This is a genomic window from Photobacterium ganghwense (assembly GCF_017329545.1).
GTDB lineage: Bacteria > Pseudomonadota > Gammaproteobacteria > Enterobacterales > Vibrionaceae > Photobacterium > Photobacterium ganghwense.
Genome location: NZ_CP071325.1, coordinates 2,014,070 through 2,037,896, shown reverse-complemented (window position 1 = coordinate 2,037,896; position 23,827 = coordinate 2,014,070). Strand labels below are relative to the sequence as shown.

Genomic DNA, 23,827 nt, shown 5'->3' with positions numbered 1-23,827 from the left:
GAATTGTCTAACACATGAGTCTTAATGCTTCCTGCTGCCCGCCTATACTCAGCGCATATTGCGAGTATCAGCACCCGGGCCGGTGTTATTCCGTCAGTGCCAAACAGTAAGGCGCTGATTAGCTGTTTGTTTGCAGCTATGAGTTAAAGCAAACCGTTACAAGCGAACAGTTTGACGTTATCGGCTACAAGTGGGTAGGTAACATAAGTGGCCAGCTTCGGTGCTGTACCGTCCTGTTGGGGTATCCGCCCTGATTCGTTATTGGAGCAAGTTTATGAAGATGTTCTCGGGCTTGGTGATGGTGGGAGTTTCGGTGTTGTTTGCGGGGTGTGGGAGTGATTCTTCCGACAGTGGTACCGGTAATGATGCGACAACGTTAGCCCGAATAATCGGCCCGGTTGAGAGTATTTCATATGATGATGAAACGTTAAGTGTTAATGGCCATCAGCTGGATGGCTCAGCGGCTACGGTGTCGTATGACGATAACACGTTCAGCTTCAATGATCTGGCTCAGGGGATGGTTGTCGAAGCCATCGTATCAGGGACACAGGCACAGCGGGTTAGCCAGCAGATCACTTTGCAGCCGGTATTGAGTGGGCCGGTGACGGCGGTGTCTGCTGACAGTATTACCGTGAACGGGGTTGTTGTTGCAACCAGTGGCTCAGGGTTTGCTGTGGGCGACTGGGTGCTGGTTTTTGCGATGCTTCAGCCAGACGATTCCTGGCAGGTGCTGCATGTGGCCAAAACGCCTTCTCTCACGTCAGCAGAATTAGAAGGCGGGATTTCCCAGCTAGATACTGCCGGCAGTACTTTCTTGTTGCAGACGGTGAAGGTGGATTTCAGTAATGCGGTGATTGATGACAGCCGGCCATTGCTGGATGGTGTCTGGGCGGAAGTACACGGTCAATTCTCAGGTGACACCTTTGTGGCCTCCCGTATTGAGGTTAAGCAAGGACGTGATGTCAGCGGGAGTGAATTTGAGGGCATAGTTACTTGGGTCAGTGACGACGGGACGGAGTTTGAAGTCGGTGGATATCTGCGTGTCAGGGTTGATGGCAGTACTGTCTTTGATGATGGTTCTCCTGCGGACTTGAAACCCGGCGCCATCGTGGAATTAGATTTGGTCGAGTTGAATGGGCAACTGGTCGCAACAAAGGTTGATTTTGAATCTCAAGCCAGTGGTTCCAGTCCTTCTGTACCAACCAGCACCAGCTTTGAGTTTAAGGTGGAAGGTGAGGCCAGTTTTGCTGGCAATCAGCTAACGATTAACCAAATCCCTTTTATCGTTGATGCAAATACTGAGTTTGTGGATGGATTATCGCTCTCTTCCATCAATGGGATGTGGGTAGAAATTCAGGGACGTTCGTTGAATGGTGAACACCGAGCCAAGAAGATTGATCAGGAAAGCAAAGATAGTGAAATCAGCCTGGAAGGTGTCGTAAGCAGCGGCAGTCTGTGGGGCTATTCCGCTACAGATGGGACACTCGACAGCTTTGAGGGCAAATGGGCGGATGTGGAATGTCGGCGCTCGGAAAGCAATGAGCTGAGCCAGTGCCGTAATGAGCCTTAATACAACACAATGACCTAACGTCCGGCCACTGCACATGGCCGGACGTTGACATTAACGGGCGGTTTCAAAGGCCAGGGCTTTGCGTTCGACCTGACGAAACAGTAAGGTCAGAGAACCATTAATCACCAGATAAAATGCGCCGGCGACACCAAACACGACCAAAGTGTCGTAGGTCTGGGCATTGATACGCTGCGCGTAACCCATGATATCCATGATGGTGATAGTGCTGGCCAGAGACGTTCCTTTAAATACCAGAATCACTTCGTTGGAGTAAGCCGGAATAGCCCTGCGAATGGCGTAGGGTAGCAAGACACCCAGCGTGGCTTTGGTATCCATCCCCAGCGCCCGGCATGCCTGCCACTGTCCTGACGGGATCGCATTAAACGCCCCTTTAAAGAGTTGGGTGCTGTAGGCCGCGGTATTCAGTGCCAGTGCCAGCATGGCACAGAACCACGGTTGGCTAAGCCAGTTCCAGGCAATACTGTCACGAACGGCCTCGAACTGACCTGGCCCGTAATAGATCAGGAAAATCTGTACCAGCAACGGAGTACCGGTAAACAGGGTTATCAGCCCCCGACTGATCCAGTGGCACCCTGGTGTTTTCAGAATCAGTGTCAGTGTCATCAGCAGTGCAATAACACAGCCCACCAGTAAGGAAACGGCAGTCAGTTCAAGGCTGGTTGCGAGTCCGTCAACGAGCTGCCAGACATGTTGTTCGTTCATGCCGTTGCCTCCTTGGAGGATGCCGCGGAAACCGAATGGCCCTGGCTGGCATCCTGCACACTGTATTTCTTATCAAGCACTTTAACAAAACGTTGGGTGATGATGGTGATCACCAGATAGACTGCCGCCGCCGAGGCATACCAGGTAAAGCTCTGGTGCGTAGCTGCTGCTGTTAACTGGGCTTGTTTAAGCAGATCCGTGACCCCAATCAGAGAGACCAGTGCGGTGTCTTTCAGTAGCACCAGCCATTGGTTCGTTAGCCCTGGCAGGGCATGGCGAATAGCCTGTGGCAGCACAATTTTGATAAAGGCATGGCTTTTCGGGATACCCAGTGCACTGGCGGCTTCTCGTTGTCCGTTTGGTACCGCTTTCAACGCGCCCCGCAGGGTTTGCGAAGCATAAGCGGCAAAAATGAGCGACAAGGCTATCACTCCAGACCAGAACGGACTGATTTCGACATAATCACCGGTGATGAGAAACAACACCTGGGTCGAACCAAAGAAGATAAACAGTACAACCAGCAGTTCCGGTAATCCGCGGAGTACCGTCACAAACGCAGTTGTTGGCCACGACAACAATTTGTAGCGTGACATTTCACCACCGGCAAAAGCGACGGCGAGCAACAATCCGACGATGACACTGGCAAAGCTAAGCTGGATGGTGATCCAGCTCGCTTCCAATAACGTTAATGCATATCCCGATAACGCCATAAATTACTCACCAAAGTACTTATCAAAAATCTGCTGGTAGGTACCGTTAGCTTTGACGGTTTTCAGGGCGCCATTCAGTTGTTCCAGCAGTTTTTCGTTGTTCTTGTTTACGGCGATACCAAAACCGTTGCCGAAGTATTGCGCGTTAGTAACGGGCTGGCCGACATAGCTCAGGGTATCGCCTTTCTTGAACCATTCAGCGACAACGGCGGTGTCACCAAATACCGCATCGATACGGCCATTTTGCATATCCAGAAATGCATCCTGATAGCTCGCATAAGGCACCGCAGTTACACCCGGCATGGTATCGGTCAGGTAGCTTTGGTGGGTCGAACCGTTCTGAACACCGATGCGCTTACCTGCAAGTGCAGACTGGTCAGCGACCTTGTCTTTCAGGGCAACGAAAACGGCTGCATTGTCGTAGTAAGGCGCAGTAAAGTTCACGACTTGCTGGCGTTGTTCCGTAATATCGATACCAGAAATTGCAGCGTCATAACGACGGAATTTCAATGCAGGGATCAGGCTGTCAAAAGGTTGGTTATGGAAGCTGCATTTTGCATCAATGACTTCACAAAGCGCGTTGGCCAGATCCACATCAAAGCCCTGAATCTGATTGTTTTCATCAACATATTCAAATGGCGCGTAGGTCGCTTCCATTGCAAATTTAATTTCGTCCTGTGCCAGGGCGTGAGTGGAAGCCAGACCGATCAGGGATGCCAGTAAAATCTTTTTCATCGCATTACTCCGTGCGTTATAAACCGCGCATCACGGCTTTCGGCCTGATACCGGTGTATCAATAAGGGTTGAGATTTAATTAGTGCGTGAGGTATTCAGCAAACTGCGGGGTGGCTGGTCGGGTGAATGCCTCATGGGTGCCAAACTCCACCATGCGTCCTTTTTCCAGGTACAGCACATGGCTGGCAATTTTTTTTGCGAAGTCGACTTCGTGGGTAACGACTACCTGGGTGATGCCAGTGCCACTCAGATCTTTGATGATTTTGACTACCTGGTTGGTAATTTCCGGGTCCAGCGCGGCAGTTGGTTCATCAAACAGCAAAACTTCAGGTTTCATCATCAGAGCACGGGCAATAGCCACTCGTTGTTGCTGACCGCCGGAAAGTTGTAACGGCCAGGCATCGGCTTTATCGGCAAGCTGCAGTGTCTGAAGCGTTGTCATCGCTTCTTCAATAGCCGCAGCTTTGTTCATGCCCGCGACTTTCACCGGTGCTTCAATCAGGTTTTCCAGCACTGTGAGGTGCGGCCAGAGGTTATATTGCTGGAACACCATGCCGACTTTACGTCTGAGCTGAAGCCCTGACTTTTCGTTGATAGACTCAGTGAAGTCGAAATGCTCATCAGCAATATGCAGTTGGCCTGATGTGGCGGTCTCCAGCAAGTTGAGGACGCGAAGTAAAGAGCTTTTTCCTGCGCCACTTGGGCCCAGAAGTACCAGGGTGTCACCTTTCTCACAGGTAAAATCTACCTCGTGGAGAACCTGGGTATTTCCGTAGAATTTGTTAATAGACTTTACTTGAATACTCATGCTGACAGACTGCATTAAACCGTGGATTGAAGTTATATTACCCATGGTGAGTGCTTATGCAAGAAAAATGTATAAAAAAACTTTGATGTTAGGGTTTTGTTTAATATTTGTTCTGCGAACGCTGGGCCTTTAAGGCGGAATGACCTGTTTTTAGGTGATTCTTAGTGCAAATGTGAAATTCTAATAAATAAACTTATCAATGGGGTTGGAAAAGTACGCAGTTTTGGAAGGGGCGGGATACTGCAGATAAAAACAAGGCTGCCGAATGGCAGCCTTGATAATTATTCGAAGCGAATGTTTTGCTTAGGCAGTTTGTACTGCCGGATTGCCTCGACGAGATTTGACGACCAGCGAGAAGCCGATCAGGGCAAGAATACCGGTCGAGAACATAGCAATGGTAACTGTAATCAAACCGTAACCCGCAAAAGCAGACACCAGGCCGCTGGCCGCAAAGCACACCATGGTTTGCAGGAAGTTCAGCAGACCGGCCGCAGTAGCACTGCAGTTCTTGAAGTCTTCCAGCGCTTTGCTGATCACAATCGGGTAAATCGCACCGTTTGCTACCGCAAGGAAACAGAATGGAACCAGGATAGGCCAGATAGTTGTTGGCTCAGTGTTGACGGAAACCAACAGCATCACCAGGACACTGCCCACGAACAGTTTCAAAATCCATGGCAGTAGGCGCTGACTGTCAACTTTACCCAGCAGGGCACGGCAACCGTAACCGCCAAGAATAAAGGCGACAGTTTGCGGCGCATAGCTCAGACCGATATCCGCACCTGAATAACCCATTGCAGACATAACAAACGGAGAACCGGTCAGGTATGCAAAGAAGGCTGCTGAGCAGGCAGCGAAAATGATCATATTACCCACGAATTTTTTTGAACTCAGGATCTGGCGATAATCCTGGCGCAACTGAACACTGAGTTTTTCTTGTTTTTTATCCAGATTGGCGCTTTCAGTTTCCTTTAGCGTCATGATGGATAAAATAGCACCAAATCCTACCAGGGCGATAAAAATGCTGCGCCAGCCCAGTTGACTTTCCAGCACGGCACCGGCCAGAGGTGCTAACGCCGGAGACAGGGCAACCAGTGGCATAATGGTGGCAAAAACACGCTCTGACACTTTGCCTTCGTAGCGGTCAATAACCACTGCCTGCCAGATAACCGTTGCGCTACATGCGCCCAGAGCCTGAGCAAATCGGGCGATCAGCATGACTTCGACATTCGGGGCAAAAGCACAGGCAACTGAAGCAGCTGAGAACAATGCCATGCCGCCCAACAGGACTTTGATACGGCCGATACGGTCAGACAACGGACCATAAACCAGCTGGCCAAGTGCCATCCCTAAAAGGAAAATACTGAGCGTCAGTCCAATAAGTGATTGTGAAGTTTCAAAATCCTGCCGAATAACTTCAAAAGCGGGAAGATACATGTCCGTTGCCAGGAAACCCAGCATACTTAAACATGCAAACCAGAGAATGGTGATTTTTGATGGTTGATTAGTCATAGTTTTAGTGCATTAGATTAATTGCTTTGCCTGCAAGTCTATAACTGGCTTCATAGACTGTGAAACGGTAAAATTTCAACATTGCTTTCAAATAAATTGATTTGAAATTCACGCACACGTTTTCGTAGTGGAATATTGCTATGTTTTCATACAATGACCTGCAAGTAATTGATGTTGTAGCTCGGCGAGGCAGCTTTTCCGCTGCCGCAGAAGAGCTTCATAAAGTGCCAAGTGCAATCAGTTACACAGTGAGAACCATTGAGGAGCGGCTGGCTGTCGAATTATTTGTTCGGCTTCACCGGCAGGTCGAATTGACCCCTGCTGGCCAGTATTTTGTCGAAGAAGCGAGAAATTTGCTCAAGCAGATGGAACAGCTCAGGTTGCAAACGCAGCGTGTAGCAAACGGCTGGTCGCAAAGTGTTTCCGTTGCGCTGGATACGGTGGTCCGGGAAAGCCGTGTTAATACCTTAGTCCGTGATTTTTATCGGCAGTTTCCGGATATGGAGTTGCACCTTACCATGGAAGTGTTCAATGGGGTCTGGGACGCCTTGGCTGATGGCCGGGCCGATATTGCTATCGGTGCGACGGCGGCGATTCCGGTCAGCGGGCATTTTGATTATCGCGATATGGGCGTGCTGGAGTGGCGGTTTGTTGTCTCGCCGGATCATCCGTTAGCAGCGACCAGCCATCCGCTTGAAGAGAAAGAGCTTAGCCAGTATCCGGCCATCTGCCTGGAAGATACCTCACGGGTACTGCCTAAACGGGTCACCTGGCTGATGGATAACCAACGCCGAATTATGGTGCCAAACTGGCACAGTGCGATGTCCTGTCTGAAATCCGGTTTGGGTATTACGGTTGTTCCTGCTCATATGGCGCTGCCACGGATAGCCAATGGTGAGCTGGTGGAAAAGGAGCTTGCAGTAAAACCAGCATTCAGCCCGTGTTGCCTGGCCTGGAACAAAGCAACACGCAATCCAGCCATTGAATGGCTGCTGGAATACTTGGGTGACAGCGAGCAGCTGCACCGTGAGTGGATGCGTTAGTTGTCTCACAGAGCTATTTCGGAACCATGGGATCATGCGTGGTATCGGAGTTCAGCACCGTGTTGATACTCAGAACAGTATTGAAGTTCATAACGGAGCTGCATCAGCCAATACAGAAAGGATTTTGCAAGTCTATATTGCCGATAAGATTTCAGATGGCCACCATAAAAGTGGCCACGTGGTGACAAGCTGTCAATCGGGGAAGGCTTTCGGCCTCTGCCGGTATTACTTTTCGCTGTGGGTGTCGTCACCTGATATCGTTTTGTCGTCCTGACGATCAGCCGCTGAATCGGCTTCCTCTGACGCGGTGCTCTGCATAGATTCTTGTAATGTCCCTTGCAATGCTCCTTGCATAGTTTCTGGAATAGCTTCTGGCATCGCAGCTTCGTCTTCCATCTGTGCTCTTTCAGCCTTGGAGATGTAACGCGGCTTATTGCTGCGGTGTATTCTGGCATTTTGCTTTTTCAGCTTTTTCTTCTGCGTCTCGATGACTTTCTTTCTGCGATTCATTCGAGGCTCCAATCTGTCGTCGTAAAAAAGCAGCGATTGTAAAGCAGTGGTCTGCAATGGCAAGAGATAAATGAAAGCGGGTATTTCAGGAAAAGCAGCGAGAAAAGTATCGAAAAGATGCTGAGAAAAAAACGCCGGGAAACAAGCCCAGCGAAAAGTTTGAATGGTAGATAGAGATGAAGAGGGGTTAACAAAGGGGCTGCTATCGCTGGCCCCTTCCGAATTGTTTCCAGGCAAGGTTGTATCGTAGGGTTATTCCTGTTTCAGGGTTTGGTACCCAGCCAAGATACGGGTACCGGTGGTAAACCAGCACAGTGAGCCGAACACCCAGGCAATCAAGGCGAAATGTTGCGGCAGCAGACAGCACAGCACGAAACAGGCAATGGTTTCGGTACCTTCAGTCAACCCTCCCAGGTAATACAGCGACTTCTGCTTGTAAACCGGGCTTTCAATGTTGCGCTTGCTTGCCATGATGGCAAAGCTGAGGAAACTTGAGCCGGTACCGATAAACGAGAAAATCAGAAAAGCACCGGCGACCGCATTGGCTTCAGGGTTAGCCAGCACAAATCCAAAGGGCACCAGAGAGTAAAACAGAAAATCCAGGGTGATATCGAGAAATCCGCCGCAATCGGTAATGCCCTGCCGACGGGCAATTGCGCCATCAAGACCGTCAAAAATACGGTTCAACAGAATACACGCGAGCGCCCATTCGTATTGTTGCCATGCCAGAGCCGGTAGTGCCAGTAATCCGATAAGAAAGCCACTTATCGTCACCTGATTCGCGGTGATACCCAATTTATCCGGCCATACCGCGAGGGTGTTGAGCGGCCATTTGATCACTTTGATTGAATATTTGTCTAACACGTTGTTGTTACCTGATTTGTCATGTCGGTTACCGCTTCTTTCATTGCACAATTGCTTCCAGTTGTATTACTTGTGGTTGCATTTCTTGTCGTTGCATTTTTGTCTGTCCATTTGTGGCGCTTATGGGGCTTAAGACGTTTATGGTGTTAAGGCGTTTATGATGCTAAGGCGTTTATGGTGCTTTGGGTATTAAAGGCTTTTGTCGTCTGAGAAAGGTCGCAGACCATCTCTGCCGAATCCTAACTCGTTTGCCATGGCCAGTTCAGCACTTGTCCATTGGCGGGAATATCCGCGTCATCATGGGTTACCATGATCGCTGGGATTTGCCGTTGCTGAATCTGACTGAAGACAAACTGGCGAAATTCATCACGCAGTGTTTTATCAAGCTTACTGAACGGTTCATCCAGCAATACGGCTTGTGGTTTAGACAGTAACATTCTCATCAGGCTGATACGGGCTCGTTGTCCGCCGGAAATTTCATCCGGCATTTTGTTGGCAATCGCCGTCAGATTCAGGGTCGTCAGAGTATCGGTGACTTTTGCAGCCCGTTCGTTACCCTGATAGCAGCGGGGCAGGCCAAACATCAGGTTTTCGCCCACTGAAAGATGCGGAAACAGAAGATCGTCCTGAAACAGCACACCGATTTTTCGCAGGTTCGGTGCCAGCCCCATGACATTGTGGCCATTAAGACTGACATTGCCCTGGCAATGAAACGCCGGAGCCAGATGTCCGGCAATAGCGCTCAACAGGGTGGATTTCCCGCAACCACTGGGGCCCATCAGGGTAACGACTTCACCGGGGGACACCGTGAAGGAGACGGGGGCAAACAGCGGCTGGTGGCCATTATTTATAGTGAGGTTTTCCACAGACAGTGTCATCTGCGAGTGTGCTCCTTGTGTAGGGTCTGCCGTGGCGATAATGGGACGTTAGCCGGTTTGCCACGAATGCCAGAGTGAAAAAGAAAAACGGAAGCGAGCCCTGAATCAGGCCATAGATGGCACTGACGCGTCTGTCCTGCCCGCTGGCAAGCGCGACTGCTTCGGTTGTAATGGTGGATATTCGCCCCGCCCCCAGCATTTGTGTAGGCAGATACTGAGCCAGACTGACACTGATACCGACCGCCACCCCCATAATCATGGCAGGCTGTACTTGGGGACGTTTGACTTTCCACCATGTCTGCCAGGTTGTCATGCCAAGGCTGCGGCTGCATTGATCAAGGCGAATGTCATAGCTGCGCCATGCCCCGTCCAGTGTCAGGTAAAGGTAAGGAAAGACAAAAAACAGGTGGCTCCAGTAAACCCATAGCCAGTAGTGTTGCCCCGGTATCAGGTAAGTGGCGATCTGAACGCCGAACAGCAAGGATAATTGCGGCACCACCAGAGGTGTAGCTATCAGCCAGATGGGCAGGCCACGCTGTGTTTGTTGTCGGTATTCGAGACAGCCAATCGCCAGAATCAGCGCGGTCAGGCTGCTGGCGAGAGCCAGGGTCAGGCTGTTCGCGGCCAGTTCAAAGAGTGAGAGAATTTCCTGTTGCCAGAAACGCAGGCTGTAGCGACTGGGAAGCAGATCCGGAAAACGCCAGCGCAGTGCAACAGACCAAACGGCCAGCACCGGAATGACCAGCACAGGAATGGCAACGAACGGCCAGTACAGACCAAGCCCTGTCGTCGACGAAGATGCCATTGATGAAGGTGCATAATTCTTAGATGCACTTATCGGAGCCGGGCACCGAAATAGCCGGAATGCGTTCAGCCTGCGATGGCGATGTGCTCGTGCACCATTTAGCTGCCAACTTTTCCAGCCTCGTACAAGAGCATGCTCACACAGACGCATCAGTAGCAGCGTCAGAGCGGTTAACAACAGTAAGAGCAGGGCACCTGCCGCCGCCCGTGGCAAGAGGTGTAAATCAGGCTCGTTAAACCATTGCCAGATCAGCACCGCCAGTGTTGTAGGGCGAGTCGGGCCGATAATCAGGGCGACATCCACCACGGATAGCCCGTAAGCGGCGACCGCAAACAGTGGCAGACGAATCAACGGTAACCATTGCGGCATTATGACTGTCAGCCAGCTTTGCCGGTGGGAGTAACCCAGGCTTGTCGCCACTGTCAGCAGTCGAGCGGTTTGCAGTTGCTGCAGAACCGGGATGCTCATCATCAACAGAAAAGGGGTTTCTTTGATGGCCAGCGCCAGCATCATGCCAACGCCGTACGGATCCTGAATCAGGTTGAACGCCTGCCCGGTAGGAATACCTACGGTTTCCAGCAGCCGGTAGAGCCAGCCAGATGGCGAAAGCAAAAACGCAAAGCCGATGGCAAAAGCCACATGCGGCATGGCCAACATAGGAGAAAGTGTGCGCTCAAGGCGACGCCAGCCCTCACTGTCCCAGTAACGCTGAAGGATCGTAAAAGTGAACAACAGTGCCAGAATCGAACTGCCAAGGCCGGTAAACAGCGACAACAAAATAGACTCACCCAGCCCCGGCCAGTGAATCACTATCGTAAAGGCGGAAAGCCCCGGCGTCTGATGACCCAGTGGCGGCAGCCAGGAAAAGGCGGGGAGGATCAGCCCAATAACTCCGGGGATCAACGGGATCAGGCAGAGCAACAACGCCAGTAGAAAAATCAATTGAATCATAATGTTTCCGGTTACCGGGTCGGTTGACCCGGCAACATCAGTGTTCAGCTGCCGTAGCGTTTCTGCCACTCCAGCTCAATAGCAGTTAACCAGCTCGGATGCGGTTCCGGAATAGCCTTGAACAGGCTGAATCCTTGAGAGCCCTGCGAAGCTAAAGCCTCTTGTTTGAGGATAGATGGATCTCCCCAGATACTCGCATTGGCTTTTCTGGCTTGTGCATCCGGGCTCATTAGGAAATTAATAGTGACTAATGCACCGGCTTTTGCATTCGCGTTCCATGGAATGGCCAGAAAGTGGATGTTTGACAGGGCTCCTTGCTCAAAGGCATAGGTCTCGGCAGACGCAGTGAGCTTGCCGTTTTCTATGGCTGCTCTGGCGGCATTGGGATTGAAGGTAATTGCCAGATATAACTGCTTGTCATCAAGTAGCTGGATCATTTCACTGCTGCCTGACGGGAACTGTCTGCCCTGCTGCCAGGCAACCGGATGGAGGCGATCGAGATATTGCCAGAGTGGGGCCGTTACCTGCTGAAAGCGTTCCGGTTGTTTTTCGGCATCAATTGGCTGGTACAGCGCCGCTGGATCCTGGGTTAGCTCCAGCAAGGCGGCTTTCAGAAAGCTGCTGCCGTGAAATTCCGGTGGCTGCGGGTAAGTGACTTTGCCTGGAAACGCCTGCGCCAGACTTAGCAATTCGGCAAAGTTCTGTGGGGGATTATTGAGCGTCTGCTTGTCATGAATAAACACCAGTTGGCCGACGCCCCATGGTGCTTCCAGTCCATCGGTGGATTCGGTGAAATCCTCGCTGACTGGCAGGCTTTGATCCACCAGTTGCCAGTTAGGGAGGGCCTGAACAAAAGGACCGTAAAGCAGGCCACTTTGTTTCATCGAGCGGAAGTTTTCGCCGTTAATCCAAACCAGATCCACGCTGCCGCCAGCATTCTTGCCCGCGGTTTTTTCAGCCAGTAGCCGTTGTGTGGTTTCTGCGATATCGGCAACTTTGACATGGCGTAACTCGACACCATAACGGGCGCGAAGCTGGCGATCTGCCCAGCGCAGGTAGTCATTGATCTCCTGGCTACCGCCCCAGGCGTTAAAGTACACAACCTGTCCCCGGGCTTGCTCGACAATCTGCGGCCAGTCAGAACCTGATGGCAATGCGGCGTTGTCGGCAGACGCCGTGGCAGCCATTGTGGCCCCCGACATTGCGCTGGCCAGTGCGAACGTTAAACCTGTTAGAAAAGCTTTCATTGTTTATCCTTATTGAATTTTTCTGGTCCCTTGTTTTTATTTATCGCTGAACGCGCCATCGGCATTGCGCTTAACCGGCGTATTTTCCGAAGCCTGAGTATCGCTGTCAGCATCTGTCGGCCGGGTTTCTGCGGATTCCGGGCTGATTGGGTGATTATCGGTTACTGGGGGCGATGTCTGGCTGTTGTTTACCGCGTTTGATGCGTGGTTTTTCTCATGGCGCATCCAACGGTGGTATTTTTCGGCCAATGTCAGGAGCCCTTGTGGCGCATTTGCCTGCTTCCAGGCGCCGGCGGTATATTTGACGGCTTCACTCATAGTAGGATAAGGGTGCACCGTTCCCAGTATTTTGTTTAGACCTAATCCGTGACGCATCGCCAGCGTGAACTCGGCCAGCATTTCACTGGCCTGATGGCCGACAATGGTGACGCCAAGAATTTTATCTTTCCCTTTTGGGGTGATGACTTTAATAAAGCCATGGTCCTCGCCATCGGTGATGGCCCTGTCAAGGTCGTCAATACCGTATGTAACAATATCAAAATCAATACCTTGCTGCTTGGCTTCTTTTTCATTGATGCCCACGCGTGCCACTTCCGGCGAAGTATAGGTCGCTGCCGGCAGGACAGAGTAATCCGCCTTGAATGTCTTAACCTGACCAAACAGGCCATTGACGGCGGCATACCATGCCTGATGTGCTGCGGCATGAGTGAGCTGATAAGGGCCAGCTACATCCCCGACGGCAAAAATATTGGGGTATTTGGTTTGCAGATAGTCATTCACAGCCACAGTACCGCGTGAATTGATGGAAATGCCCAGCTCTTCAAGTCCGAATCCGCTGACATTGGCCACACGGCCCAATGCAAGCAGTACGACGTCAAATTCAACCTGTAGGTTTTCAGGTTGAGTATTTGTCTCACGATTACCAGGGGCATGGGTATGAGCGGCTGCCATTGCCTCTAACCAGACTCGTTGAGTATCGGTTTCTGCCATAGATAAATCAGGTGTCTGCGATTCAGACTGCGGTGGTTTACAAGGGGATACTTCGAATTTCACTGCCTTGTAGCTGGTGTAAACGGTCACGCCATCCTGCACCAGACTTTGCTTGATCAGTCTGGCGGCATCCTGATCTTCACGGATCAGCAACTGATCTGCCATCTCGACCAGTGTGACCTGGCTGCCCAAGCGACTGAAACTTTGGGCCAGCTCACAGCCGATCGGCCCGCCACCCAGTACCAGCATGCGTTTTGGTTGTTCCGTCAATGACCAGATCGTATCAGAGGTGAAGTAGTGTACATTTTCCAGCCCCGGAATGGACGGCACCAGAGGTCTGGCACCGGTGGCAATCACTATGTTGCGGGTTGTAATGCGCTGGCCGTTTACCTCAACTTCCCACGGAGAGCGGATCCGAGCCTCGCCAGTTATACAGTTCACGCCAAGAGCGGAATAACGCTCCACACTGTCATGGGGTTCAATCTGGCTGATAACGTGGCGTACCCGTGCCATCACCGCGGCAAAGTCAACCTGAGGAGCGGTGGCCTGAATACCAAACCGACCCGCGTTGTTGATTTCAGACATGGCATGCGCGGCTCGAATAATGGCTTTTGATGGTACACAACCGGTATTCAGGCAGTCGCCGCCCATTTTCTCTTTCTCAATCAGGGTCACTTTAGCTTTTACGACGGCCGCGATATATGCACTGACCAGTCCGCCAGCACCTGCACCGATAACCACCATGTTCTGATCAAATTGTGCGGGTTTCGTCCAGTTGGCGTAAAGTCGCTGACGACTGATGATGTGCATGACTGCTTTGGCAGTAAATGGGAAGACACCGAGCAACATCAGAGACACCAATACCGGCAGGGAAATAATCCCGCTCAGGCTCTCAATCTGGCCTAATTGGGTACCTGCATTCAGGTAAACAACCGTTCCCGTCAACATGCCTAATTGGCTCACAATATAAAATTTTCGGGTCGTGATAGGGGTCAGCCCCATCAGCAGATTAACCAGGAAAAACGGAAAAATAGGAATCAAACGCAGTGTAAACAGATAGAAAGCCCCATCTTTTTTGACTCCGGCATTGATGGCGCTCAGGCGCTTACTGAAATGGCTCTGTACCCAGTCATGCAAAATATAGCGACTGAACAGAAATGCCAGTGTTGCGCCGATAGTGCTAGCGAACGACACCAGCAACAGACTCCACCAGAAACCAAACAAGGCGGCCCCCAGCAAAGTCATAATGACGGCCCCCGGTAGGGAAAGTGCGGTCACGGCCACATACACCACAAAATACAGCACACTGGACAGCAGTGGCTGGGCGAGGATGGTATCCCGCAAAACCTGTTGCTGAGCCTTGGCATGTTCAAGCGTCAGGTATTGCCCTAAATCGAGGGCGTACCACAGTACAAACAGCAGGCTGACCAGCAGGATCGTGATAACTTTCTTTTTATTGATGGCGGGCTTTTTGTCCACCACAGGTTTATTCGTCATAACGGCTTCCTGTTAGCATCCTTGTCGGCCTGAACGGTATTTGTGGTCTGAGTCGTGTCAGATTCTGAAGCCGAAGGCTGAATGGGTAGCGAACAAAAGCCTTGCTCTGGTACATCCAGCGCAGTATTGAACTTGGCCGACAAGTTCTGGAAGGCAATCAGGGCAGTGAGCTCTACTAAGGCATCTTCGTCGAACCACTGTTTAAGACTAACCAGCATGGAATCCGTGACTCGTTGCCCGGTGACAGTGACGGCTTCCACATAGGTCAGAACGGCACGTTCACATTCATCGAAATGTTCACTTTGTTGCCAATGTGCCAGCGCTTTGATTTTCTCGACAGACTGGCAACGTTCTGCCAGTCGCATGCCGTTGGCATCGACACAGAAGGCACAATCATTGAGTTGGGAGACCCGGACACACACCAGCGAGCGAATCACAGGGGAGAGGGGAGAAGAACGGCGATCCAGATAACCAAAAAAGCCGGCGACCAGCCAGAATAAAGGCGGACGTCTACCCCACAGTAAAGCAGGATTCAGCACTTTGCCGAAGTGCCGCTGTTGGAGCCAGAGCAGGGGTCTGATCAGAACGGAGTAACGCTTTTTAGCCGGAATACGCACAGGAACCTCTTTATCGTCGGTGTGTCGTGTAACTGTCTGAGTCCAATATAAAGATCATGGATCATTTTATCGGTAAATATCAGACAAAGACCTGATAAAGAGGTAAAAAATTTCAGTCGCTAATCAAAATAGTAGAAATCAGGATTGATCGATGGAAATTCGTACAGGAATGGATTGCGGCTGGTTAGCCACCTGATTGCGACTGCTTGGTGCATCGGTGATCAGAATATAGCCACAAGCGATAATCGGGGCGACAGACAACAACATGGTTTTACCAATATGGTAATTACGATACCAATACTTTCTAGCGCGGATTTTTAGGAGTAGTCCCCAGACGAATAAAGTGACGTTTAACACGGTAATCGACAGTAACACATCATGCATAGCCACCGGTGAAGCCACTTGTTGGCTGACCAATAAATAGACAACCACAGGCGGAAGCAGGCTAATAAGAACCACCGCTCGCATCAGGCGTGGCCATTTGCCAAACTTATCCTTGAACATCTGTTCATTTTGTCCTGGGAAAGGTTGGGAATAGTTCATATAACCTCCGGTGTTTTACATCCGGCTAATTCTACAATTGCCCTCATTGAATAAAAGTGTGTTGCCGAATTAATAAGCAGCTTTGTGAGTTAATTCAATGTTTGACAGGGAATGACATTATTCTGTCATTGCAGAGCCAAAAATATGTTGGGAATAAAAAAGAGATCCGAAGATCTCTTTTATATGTGTCAGGTTGCGATTAACTTAATTTCGCAAGAAGTTCTGAGCGCCGCTCTTTCGGGATAACAGACCAGTGCTTGCCACTGATTGCTCCTTCCAAAGCCCACAGTAAGTCGATACTTACTTCGCCTTCATGAGTGCTCTGTAGCGCTTTATACGCATTCAGGGCACCGGCTTCATACAGCTCATCCACTGTGGTTATTCCGGCTTTTTTCAACATCCTCTCATTCGCCAGGCGAAGATTGGGTAAATCTTTGATTCGATTGGGAGAGGTGTTATTTTTTATTTCTTTATCTGCTTTAGCGGCAGATAAAGACAATTTCGCCTGAGCCAGAATTTTATCAGTATCGTCCCACCACTCTTCAGGAATGGCATAATGTTTGGTTACAACAGGAAAGCCACGTTTCTTATATACATAAGGTTTCATTCCTGCGGATTTATATTCCTTTTCATTGTCGGCATTCGCCCGTAAATGCAGTTTGTCATTTACCACGAGTGCAAACATTGTTTCGCCAGAAAATATGCCAAAGCCGCCAAACATTGAGCGTGATTTGACGTTATCGAAATTATTAAAAAGGCGTAATGAATCTTTGAGTACTGGTTTGTCCATGCGTCTTCTCGGTGAATTGTTACTAGGTCACCTAACAACGAGCGAGGATTCAAGAATAGCAGAGTTGTAAAACGAACTGTCAGGGAAAAGTGAAATTATTTCCTGATGTTATCTGCTATATCCATCGGCAACCCCGCTACCATAAGTTGACTGCTTTAAAAATAAAACTGCCTACTCTTAGGCCGGAAGCTTTGCGTCCCTACCTTTCGATAGGTTTGCCTTGTTCGTGACACCTAAAGCATATCTCAGAAGATTATTTTGAACTTGCTCCCAACTTTTAAAGTGTGATATTGCTCCCAGTAATATCTCACAATTTTTATAGTGATATACTTCTAATGTTGTGAATTTATTACTGTTTAAGTCAAAAGTGGTACAAAAAAACCGGAGATAAAAATCTCCGGTTTGTCATACATTTGTCATCAAGTTATGCATATTAGCTGTTCAGGTTACGCACTGATTTGCGAACGACCAGTTCTGGTATCATTTCAAAAACCTGATGCTCGTGTTCTTTGTTCTTCACGCGATCCATCAGAATCTCAACCGCACTCTTACCCAAACGGCGTTTAGGCTGGTGGATAGTGGTCAGTGGCGGTGAAAAATACGGTGCCAAGTCGATGTTATCGTAGCCAATGATCGACATATCGTCAGGTACACGGATACCGGCTTGCTCAAATGTACTGATCATGCCCATCGCCATGATGTCATTGAAGCAGAAAATCGCGGTTGGACGCTTTTCCATTGCCATAAATGTGTTGGCCGCTTTTACCGCAGATTCACATTCGAAGTCACCTTCCAGAATCCAGTCTTCATTGATGTCTAGTCCGGCTTCTGTCATTGCCTTGCGGAAACCTTTCAGGCGTTCGCGACAGGCCGCTTTTTCTGCGTGGCCAGTCAGACAGCCAATTTCCTTGTGGCCGTGCTCAATAAAGAATTTGGTTGCCACGTAGCCGCCAAGTTCAGCATTGTCCTGAATTTTATCGGTGTGCGGGCTTTCCGGACCCCAGTCCATGATCACCATCGGCAGATCTTTCTGGCGCTCCAGCAGTTCCAATAGTTGCTCGTCAAGATCCGAACACATCACCAGCAGGCCATCTACACGTTTTTCGGCCAGCATACGCAGGTAATCTCTTTGCTTTTCCAGGTTACCTTCGGTGTTACACAGAATCAGCGTATAGCCTTCACCGTAGCAATATTCTTCAACGCCGTGGACAACTTCAGCGAAAAACGGGTTGGTCGATTTGGTTACCAGCATGCCGATGGTACGGGTTGTATTGCACTTCAGGCTTCGTGCTACGGCACTTGGTGCGTAGTTCAGCTCTTCAACCGCCGCGAGAACTTTCTTCTGTGTTGCTTCAGCCACGAAGCGTGTTTTGTTGATCACGTGTGAAACGGTGGTGGTTGAAACACCAGCCATACGTGCAACATCTTTAATCGTTGCCATAGTTATTCTTCTAGTGAATGGGTCCGCAGACCTTTAAATTGAATGCATTACCTAAGAGGACAGTGATGAGTTGCGATGTCAGGGATGCCATTCACTATTCTGTTAGGTGGAATTACCAGAAACGCCAAAAGGCCGCATCTCGAACGGGCGGCTTCATCTCTGATAACAAAAAATCGTACCCGCGCTAATAAAACGCGTTGCATGGATCATTTGCATTGTTTAATCGCTTGCGATCACATTTTACTGAGTGTGGCCAATAGTGCAATGTTTCTGGCCAAAGTCATGGATATTTATTGACAGTTATCAATATTTTGCTTGTAACAAGGCTCTGCGCTGCAATTTATTGTTACGGTAATAACTTGATTTGAAACAAATTTAATATCCTGCAATAAATCAGTTTGCATGGAATAAAAATACCGGTTGTGCTTGCTGCGCGACAACCGGTACTAATTTCGCTCAATCAACGATGTTTCCGCTCTTATAAAACCGTGGTCTTTTCACTTGAAGCGGCGTTATCACTCTGCTTCACGAGGTTTGATTGATAGTAATAGCGGCTCTGTTTTCTGCCTTTTTTCGGTTTGCGTTTTCACCTGCCGGTAACACGACAGGGTAGCCGTCGACCGGGTGGTGGCTGATGCATACCGGCCAGCCATATACGGTTTCAATGAGCGATTCGCTTAACGCATGCTGCGGGCTACCATCTGCCTGGATTTTGCCGTTGTTCATGATAACTAACCGGTCAGCGTACTGAGCAGCAAGGTTCAGATCATGGATGACGACGATGACCGCCGCGCCGGCCCGAGCCATGTCTCTGGCGACGCGTAACGTGTTGTGCTGATGCGCCAGATCTAACGCTGAGGTCGGTTCATCAAGCATCAGAACGCACTGTTCGCCCGCCTGACTTAATTGTGTCAGCACGCGGGCAAAATGAACCCGCTGTTTTTCTCCGCCGGATAAGGTCGGGTACAGACGTGAAGACAGGGCAGTCACGTCTACCTGCGCCATTTTTTCACTGGCAATTTTTCGGGTACGGGCCTGCGAGATATTGAGAGGCAAAGCCCCCAGAGCCACCACTTCTTCAGCCGTGAAGGCAAATGTCAGACTGCTGTGCTGCGGCAGGATGCCGAGATGCTGAGCCAGCTGATGGGGTGGCCAGTTTTGTCGGTTGCGGCCGAAATAGCAGATTTCCCCTGACACGCTCCGTTCACCACACAGAACTTTCAGCAGGGTACTTTTCCCTGCGCCGTTGGGGCCTAACAGTGCAGTCAGCTCGCCTGAGCGAAGGTCGATCGAGAAGTCGTCCAGAATCACTTTGTCGCCCAGACTGAGGTTCAAACCCGTGGCGCTGACTGCTACGGGCTCTGTTACCACAATTGGCTTTGTTACCAAAGACGAGCAGTTGGCCGAATTTGCTGGCTGGCGTGCAAAGGACGAAGCGTTCACGGTTGTTGGGTTGTCACTCATGACAGTTTGCCCTTTTGCTTAACTAACAGTGTGATGAAAAATGGCGCGCCAATTAACGCGGTGATGATGCCAACAGGAAGCTCTGACGGTGCCGCGACAACGCGCGCCAGCATGTCAGCAATCAGGAGCAGTAAAGCGCCAAGCAAAGCGGACAGCGGAAGCAGGGTTTTGTGGTTCGGCCCGATCAGCATTCGACAAATATGGGGAACAATCAGGCCAACAAAACCGATCACCCCGGTCAGGGAAACGGCCACTCCGACGCCAGCGGCACAAAGCAGAATCAGGCTGCGTTTCAGGTGCTGGACGTTAACACCCAGGTGACGAGCTTCTGCTTCTCCCAGCAAAAAGGCATTCAGGGCGTTGGCATGGCGATCAAAAAGAACAATCAGCAGCGCCAGCGTCATATAGGCCAGAGCGATGCCGGGCCAGGTTGCGCCAGCCAGTGAGCCTAATGTCCACAATGACAGATCTCGCAGTGCCTGATCATCGGCATAGTAGTTCATCAGGCCCAGTGCTGCGCCGGACAGCGCGCCAATAGCAACCCCTGCCAGTAACATGACGGTAACGGATGTGCCATTTTTATCGGTTCCCAAGGTGTATACCAGGTACGTTGTGGCAGTGCCGCCCAGAAAAGCGAGCACGGGCACTGTGCCCAGTGTGAGCAGGTAGGGGGAAAGGGCGGCAAGCGGGGCAAAAAGCACGATTCCGACTGCGGCCCCCAGGCTTGCTCCGCCGGATACCCCAATGATGCCCGGGTCAGCCAGCGGGTTGCGGAACAACCCCTGCATCACAGCGCCACACAGCGCCAGAATGGCACCAACGGCAATACCCAGCAGGGTTCGGGGCAGACGAATTTGCTGAATGACCATACTGATATGAGTCGGCAGCTCGGTCTGCCACGGCAGAAGCGCATGGAGGCTGTCCTTGACGCTGATTGCCATCGGGCCGACCGTCATTGAGACGATCAGCGTCATTGTCAGCAAAGCCAGACCAGCCGGAAAGACCACGCGGGTTGGGAGTCGTTGTAACTGCATGTTGTGTACTACTCGGGAAAATGACTCAGGGTAGGTTGAGGGTGACTCAGAATGACTGAGGATAAAATTCGCGGTTGAGGCGTTCTGCTTCATTCAGGCTTTGTATCCCGAGTCCGCCAATCAATGCTGTACCATCAATGGTCACAACGGCTTGATTCTGTCCTGCCGGCGTGGCTGCCAGCATAGGCATTTTTTGCAGCAAGGCTTCCACACTGCCAAGCTGGCTGAAGGTACGTTCGCTGATCAGAATAATGTCCGGCTGCATCTCGACAATCGATTCCTGTGAAATAGGTTTATATGACTCAATGCTGTCGGCTGCCGGGTTAATGGCGCCAGCCAGTTGGATGACACTGTCTGCTGGGGTATGGCGACCGGCGACATTGGTTGGTCGTCCCTCGTGAATCATCAGAAATACAACTTTTTTCGGCGTTTCTGTCTTGGCCTGGTTGGCTTTAATGGCTGCTACCTTGTCTTTTACCTCTTTTTGCAGGGCTTGTGCGGTAGATTTGTGCTGAGTAAGGCGACCCACCTGCTCAATACGCACAAGCAGATCTTCGACGGTTTCACCTGAGTTGAGAACATCTACTGCCACACCGGCTTGACGCAGCAGGGTCAGCGTGGTTTGCGGTCCCATTTCACTTGAACCCAGAATACGGGTCGGGTTGAGAGAAAGCAGGCTCTCCGCCGCGAGCTGACGGTGATAACCGAGCACGGGAATGGCGGTATTGTTTACGTCTTGGTTTTTGACATATTGGTTATTGACATATTGGCTTTTGTCGTTTTGCTCTATGGCATCCGAGTTTTCAAGAGCTTGTCTGGCAACGATGAACTTACTGGTTTGATCTACGCCAACCAACTGGTTCTGCGCGCCCAATGCGTAGACCAGTTCAGTAATGGCAGAGCCGGCACTGATAATACGTTCAGCGGCAAAGCTTGTGGCCGTCGTCATGAGTAATGCGCTGGCGATGACTAGATGTTTCATAATTCTTCCTCTTCCATTACTTCGTCTGATATTACTTTTCTTCTTCCATCAATAGCTGCGTGGCTTTGATGTTGTTTTGCTGTAAAAAGGCTAGCAGTTTGAGCATGTTTTCGACCGATCCTGTTTTATCGGCTCCTATGACTACTGGCTTTTCCGGTTCGGCTTTGACAGCCTCAACCAGCTTAGTTTTAAAGGTTTCCCAGTCCTCCACAGCTGCTCCCTGCAAGGCCCAGTAAGGTGACTGAGACATCAGGTTGATCGTGATCGGATCGGCCTGTGTGGTTTGCAGTGTCCGGGTGTCGGTTTGCGGTAAATCGACGTCCAGTGATTGCAATTTCACACTGGCCGTCAGCAGCAGAAAGACCATGACGATAAAAATAATGTCGAGCAGCGGGGTAAGATCAGGCTTCAGATCGTCGTCCGTATTAATGCCTTGATGAGTACGGATCATGACTGTTCCGCCGGAGTGGCCGTACGTTGGCGGGTTGCACCCTCAAGGGTGAGCCCTTCAAGCCATAAGTTGCAATGGTTCAGGCTGTGTTCGAGCTTGGCGGTGATTTTATCTGCCCAAAGGCCCAGTAGTTGCGACCCGGTAATGGCCGGTAGCGCAATCAGAAGACCGGCGGCGGTGGTACGCATCGCAAGCCCCAGTCCATCAGCCAGATCGCCTGGCGTGACAGAGCCGGTACTGGCCGCAATACCTTTAAACATTTCAATCAGGCCAAGAACGGTGCCTAATAAACCAATCAGTGGACTGATGACACCAATTAACCCCAGCAGGCGAAGGCCGGCACGCAACTGGCTGCGTTGTTGTTGCAACCAGATACCTGCTGCGTCTTCACGTAGCGGCTTATCAAAATGGCGATGGGCAATCAGCATTGAGACCCCCCGACACAACAGAGGGCGCTGCTGTTTAAGGGAATGAGCCAGGTTATTCAGCCCGGCTTCGTCGGCACGATCTTGTGCACTGAGCAGGGCATTGATTTTCCCTCGGCCGACACCGGTGCAGCGCAGAACCTGAATACTGCGCTCGACCAGAATCATGACGGTCAGTGCTGAACACAGCAGCAGAGGGCCAGTCATAATGCCGAACTGGTTTTGAAGACTTTGAAACGTGTCCATGAATTAATCCAACTTGAATCGAACAGGAATATGAACCCGATGGGCAATGGCGTGCCCATCGACAATGTGTGAGGAAAAACGCCAGCGTTTAATCGCGTCCAGCGCGGCCTCATCCAGTACCTGCGCACCGGAGGACTGCACTAACATTTGCTTGACCTGTTTGCCTTTCTCATCAATCCAGACTTCAACCGTGACCTGACCTTCCAGTCCACGTCGACGTGCGATACGCGGATAGCTGACCGGCGAAGGTTTGGTGGCAAAGGTTGGCTGGTTGACGAGGGCAGGGCTATTGACCCCGGCTGCGCTCGCTGAGGGTGACGCCTTGGTTTCCGTTATATGGGTATCCTGCGAATTGGTGGCAGCCGTATTTGGCGCGGCTTCTGACTGGCGTATGTCTGGCTGTGGCGCTGTCACCTTGCGTGAGGTTTTAAACTCGGGTTGTGTTTTTGGTTCAGTTTTTGGCTTCGCTTTTGGTTCAGGGTGATGCACTGGTTTGCTGGTTGGTTTCGCTTCAGATTGCGTTTTTTTGACCAGCTTTTTAATGTCAGTTTTCTGCTCAACAGGCTGAGTCACGCTGGACTTTTGGGTGACCGGCGGCGGTGTTGGCGCTGAAGCGGATGGGGTTGGTGCTGACATCAAATTCAGCGAAACACTGGTCGATTCTGTCCCAATGGGCATCGCCATCACTTGTGTATTTGGCACGGTATATAAAAGCATTCCGTGGAACGCGACAGAAATTGCACCAGCGATGACATATCGTTTTGTGTTCACAGAATCACCCAAAGCTAAATATTACTTTATCTTATTGCTTTAACAGGAAAAGGTTTTCAATCGGGGAGTTGTTTGAACAACTCTATTCGATAACGGTTCTCATTATCCATGGAATGGTAATAATATCAATTATCATTTGCAATATTGTTTGCGGATAATTATAGTGCACGCAAATAAGATATGTTCTCATTAATGCACGCAGACAGGACGTCTCCGTTGGTGA

General features: G+C 50.5%; 23 protein-coding genes and 1 riboswitch. Of the genes, 2 read left to right on the top strand and 21 right to left on the bottom strand.

The window, feature by feature from the left end; translation table 11 throughout:
• Positions 1-274 precede the first annotated feature (274 nt).
• Complete coding sequence (locus FH974_RS09345) at positions 275-1,570, top strand: DUF5666 domain-containing protein (protein WP_047885667.1); 1,296 nt, start codon at positions 275-277, stop codon at positions 1,568-1,570.
• Between the two features lie 51 nt (positions 1,571-1,621).
• Here the strand turns inward: FH974_RS09345 and artM are convergent, their stop codons facing one another.
• The 5 genes from artM to punC form a co-directional block, all read right to left on the bottom strand.
• Positions 1,622-2,293, bottom strand: coding sequence for an arginine ABC transporter permease ArtM (gene artM / locus FH974_RS09340; RefSeq protein WP_047885666.1), 672 nt, complete (start codon positions 2,291-2,293; stop codon positions 1,622-1,624).
• Complete coding sequence (gene artQ, locus FH974_RS09335) at positions 2,290-3,003, bottom strand: arginine ABC transporter permease ArtQ (protein WP_047885665.1); 714 nt, start codon at positions 3,001-3,003, stop codon at positions 2,290-2,292. The genes artM and artQ overlap by 4 nt, the downstream gene beginning before the upstream one ends.
• A 3-nt stretch (positions 3,004-3,006) precedes the next feature.
• Positions 3,007-3,738 carry an arginine ABC transporter substrate-binding protein gene (locus FH974_RS09330; protein WP_047885664.1) on the bottom strand — a complete coding sequence of 244 codons (732 nt, stop codon included), beginning with the start codon at positions 3,736-3,738 and terminating at the stop codon, positions 3,007-3,009.
• Between the two features lie 79 nt (positions 3,739-3,817).
• Positions 3,818-4,546 (bottom strand): arginine ABC transporter ATP-binding protein ArtP, encoded by a 729-nt coding sequence (artP, locus tag FH974_RS09325; RefSeq protein ID WP_047885737.1) that lies wholly within the window; start codon positions 4,544-4,546, stop codon positions 3,818-3,820.
• Between the two features lie 303 nt (positions 4,547-4,849).
• A complete protein-coding gene (gene punC / locus FH974_RS09320; RefSeq protein WP_047885663.1) occupies positions 4,850-6,055 on the bottom strand; it encodes a purine nucleoside transporter PunC in 1,206 nt (401 codons plus the stop codon).
• Positions 6,056-6,195: 140 nt separating this feature from the next.
• Here punC and punR point away from each other — a divergent pair, with 140 nt between their 5' ends.
• On the top strand, positions 6,196-7,098 hold the full coding sequence (gene punR / locus FH974_RS09315; RefSeq protein WP_047885662.1) for a DNA-binding transcriptional activator PunR: 903 nt from the start codon (positions 6,196-6,198) through the stop codon (positions 7,096-7,098).
• A gap of 225 nt (positions 7,099-7,323) precedes the next feature.
• On the opposite strand, the gene FH974_RS26430 is transcribed toward punR, so the two are convergent.
• From FH974_RS26430 to FH974_RS09235, 16 genes are all read right to left on the bottom strand, one after another.
• On the bottom strand, positions 7,324-7,845 hold the full coding sequence (locus tag FH974_RS26430) for a DUF2986 domain-containing protein (protein ID WP_422894357.1): 522 nt from the start codon (positions 7,843-7,845) through the stop codon (positions 7,324-7,326).
• Between the two features lie 15 nt (positions 7,846-7,860).
• On the bottom strand, positions 7,861-8,472 hold the full coding sequence (locus tag FH974_RS09305) for a CDP-alcohol phosphatidyltransferase family protein (RefSeq protein ID WP_047885736.1): 612 nt from the start codon (positions 8,470-8,472) through the stop codon (positions 7,861-7,863).
• 239 nt (positions 8,473-8,711) lie between these two features.
• Positions 8,712-9,350, bottom strand: coding sequence for an ATP-binding cassette domain-containing protein (locus FH974_RS09300; RefSeq protein WP_207103227.1), 639 nt, complete (start codon positions 9,348-9,350; stop codon positions 8,712-8,714).
• On the bottom strand, positions 9,316-11,106 hold the full coding sequence (locus FH974_RS09295; RefSeq protein ID WP_207103226.1) for an ABC transporter permease: 1,791 nt from the start codon (positions 11,104-11,106) through the stop codon (positions 9,316-9,318). The genes FH974_RS09300 and FH974_RS09295 overlap by 35 nt, the downstream gene beginning before the upstream one ends.
• A 44-nt stretch (positions 11,107-11,150) precedes the next feature.
• Positions 11,151-12,353, bottom strand: coding sequence for an ABC transporter substrate-binding protein (locus tag FH974_RS09290; RefSeq protein WP_053061849.1), 1,203 nt, complete (start codon positions 12,351-12,353; stop codon positions 11,151-11,153).
• Between the two features lie 36 nt (positions 12,354-12,389).
• Positions 12,390-14,804: an FAD-dependent oxidoreductase gene (locus tag FH974_RS09285; RefSeq protein ID WP_084712583.1), complete on the bottom strand. Its 2,415-nt coding sequence runs from the start codon at positions 14,802-14,804 to the stop codon at positions 12,390-12,392.
• Between the two features lie 32 nt (positions 14,805-14,836).
• Entirely contained in the window at positions 14,837-15,457 is a 621-nt protein-coding gene (locus FH974_RS09280) for a carboxymuconolactone decarboxylase family protein (protein WP_047885659.1), read from the bottom strand.
• A 138-nt stretch (positions 15,458-15,595) separates the two neighbouring features.
• Positions 15,596-16,000: a hypothetical protein gene (locus FH974_RS09275; protein ID WP_242551818.1), complete on the bottom strand. Its 405-nt coding sequence runs from the start codon at positions 15,998-16,000 to the stop codon at positions 15,596-15,598.
• Between the two features lie 199 nt (positions 16,001-16,199).
• Positions 16,200-16,790 (bottom strand): TfoX/Sxy family DNA transformation protein, encoded by a 591-nt coding sequence (locus FH974_RS09270; RefSeq protein ID WP_047885658.1) that lies wholly within the window; start codon positions 16,788-16,790, stop codon positions 16,200-16,202.
• A gap of 123 nt (positions 16,791-16,913) precedes the next feature.
• Positions 16,914-17,020, bottom strand: a riboswitch (cyclic di-GMP riboswitch).
• 203 nt (positions 17,021-17,223) lie between these two features.
• Positions 17,224-18,231 carry an HTH-type transcriptional repressor PurR gene (purR, locus tag FH974_RS09265; RefSeq protein ID WP_047885657.1) on the bottom strand — a complete coding sequence of 336 codons (1,008 nt, stop codon included), beginning with the start codon at positions 18,229-18,231 and terminating at the stop codon, positions 17,224-17,226.
• A 525-nt stretch (positions 18,232-18,756) separates the two neighbouring features.
• The gene (locus FH974_RS09260) at positions 18,757-19,695 is read right to left on the bottom strand and encodes a heme ABC transporter ATP-binding protein (RefSeq protein WP_207103225.1); all 939 of its coding nucleotides are present in this window, start codon (positions 19,693-19,695) and stop codon (positions 18,757-18,759) included.
• Positions 19,692-20,729: a FecCD family ABC transporter permease gene (locus FH974_RS09255; protein WP_047885656.1), complete on the bottom strand. Its 1,038-nt coding sequence runs from the start codon at positions 20,727-20,729 to the stop codon at positions 19,692-19,694. The genes FH974_RS09260 and FH974_RS09255 overlap by 4 nt, the downstream gene beginning before the upstream one ends.
• Positions 20,730-20,775: 46 nt before the next feature.
• The gene (locus FH974_RS09250) at positions 20,776-21,711 is read right to left on the bottom strand and encodes a heme/hemin ABC transporter substrate-binding protein (RefSeq protein WP_207103224.1); all 936 of its coding nucleotides are present in this window, start codon (positions 21,709-21,711) and stop codon (positions 20,776-20,778) included.
• 31 nt (positions 21,712-21,742) lie between these two features.
• Positions 21,743-22,162: an ExbD/TolR family protein gene (locus tag FH974_RS09245; protein WP_047885654.1), complete on the bottom strand. Its 420-nt coding sequence runs from the start codon at positions 22,160-22,162 to the stop codon at positions 21,743-21,745.
• Positions 22,159-22,833, bottom strand: a complete 675-nt coding sequence (locus FH974_RS09240; RefSeq protein WP_047885653.1) for a MotA/TolQ/ExbB proton channel family protein — start codon at positions 22,831-22,833, stop codon at positions 22,159-22,161. The genes FH974_RS09245 and FH974_RS09240 overlap by 4 nt, the downstream gene beginning before the upstream one ends.
• Before the next feature lie 3 nt (positions 22,834-22,836).
• The gene (locus FH974_RS09235) at positions 22,837-23,604 is read right to left on the bottom strand and encodes an energy transducer TonB (protein WP_047885730.1); all 768 of its coding nucleotides are present in this window, start codon (positions 23,602-23,604) and stop codon (positions 22,837-22,839) included.
• Between the last annotated feature and the right edge of the window lie 223 nt (positions 23,605-23,827).

Coding starts and splice junctions, on each gene's coding strand:
- FH974_RS09345 (WP_047885667.1), top strand. CDS start 275: ATGAAGATGTTCTCGGGCTTGGTGATGGTGGGAGTTTCGGTGTTGTTT.
- artM (WP_047885666.1), bottom strand. CDS start 2,293: ATGAACGAACAACATGTCTGGCAGCTCGTTGACGGACTCGCAACCAGC.
- artQ (WP_047885665.1), bottom strand. CDS start 3,003: ATGGCGTTATCGGGATATGCATTAACGTTATTGGAAGCGAGCTGGATC.
- FH974_RS09330 (WP_047885664.1), bottom strand. CDS start 3,738: ATGAAAAAGATTTTACTGGCATCCCTGATCGGTCTGGCTTCCACTCAC.
- artP (WP_047885737.1), bottom strand. CDS start 4,546: ATGAGTATTCAAGTAAAGTCTATTAACAAATTCTACGGAAATACCCAG.
- punC (WP_047885663.1), bottom strand. CDS start 6,055: ATGACTAATCAACCATCAAAAATCACCATTCTCTGGTTTGCATGTTTA.
- punR (WP_047885662.1), top strand. CDS start 6,196: ATGTTTTCATACAATGACCTGCAAGTAATTGATGTTGTAGCTCGGCGA.
- FH974_RS09300 (WP_207103227.1), bottom strand. CDS start 9,350: ATGACACTGTCTGTGGAAAACCTCACTATAAATAATGGCCACCAGCCG.
- FH974_RS09295 (WP_207103226.1), bottom strand. CDS start 11,106: ATGATTCAATTGATTTTTCTACTGGCGTTGTTGCTCTGCCTGATCCCG.
- FH974_RS09290 (WP_053061849.1), bottom strand. CDS start 12,353: ATGAAAGCTTTTCTAACAGGTTTAACGTTCGCACTGGCCAGCGCAATG.
- FH974_RS09275 (WP_242551818.1), bottom strand. CDS start 16,000: ATGAACTATTCCCAACCTTTCCCAGGACAAAATGAACAGATGTTCAAG.
- FH974_RS09270 (WP_047885658.1), bottom strand. CDS start 16,790: ATGGACAAACCAGTACTCAAAGATTCATTACGCCTTTTTAATAATTTC.
- purR (WP_047885657.1), bottom strand. CDS start 18,231: ATGGCAACGATTAAAGATGTTGCACGTATGGCTGGTGTTTCAACCACC.
- FH974_RS09260 (WP_207103225.1), bottom strand. CDS start 19,695: ATGAGTGACAACCCAACAACCGTGAACGCTTCGTCCTTTGCACGCCAG.
- FH974_RS09255 (WP_047885656.1), bottom strand. CDS start 20,729: ATGCAGTTACAACGACTCCCAACCCGCGTGGTCTTTCCGGCTGGTCTG.
- FH974_RS09250 (WP_207103224.1), bottom strand. CDS start 21,711: ATGAAACATCTAGTCATCGCCAGCGCATTACTCATGACGACGGCCACA.
- FH974_RS09245 (WP_047885654.1), bottom strand. CDS start 22,162: ATGATCCGTACTCATCAAGGCATTAATACGGACGACGATCTGAAGCCT.
- FH974_RS09240 (WP_047885653.1), bottom strand. CDS start 22,833: ATGGACACGTTTCAAAGTCTTCAAAACCAGTTCGGCATTATGACTGGC.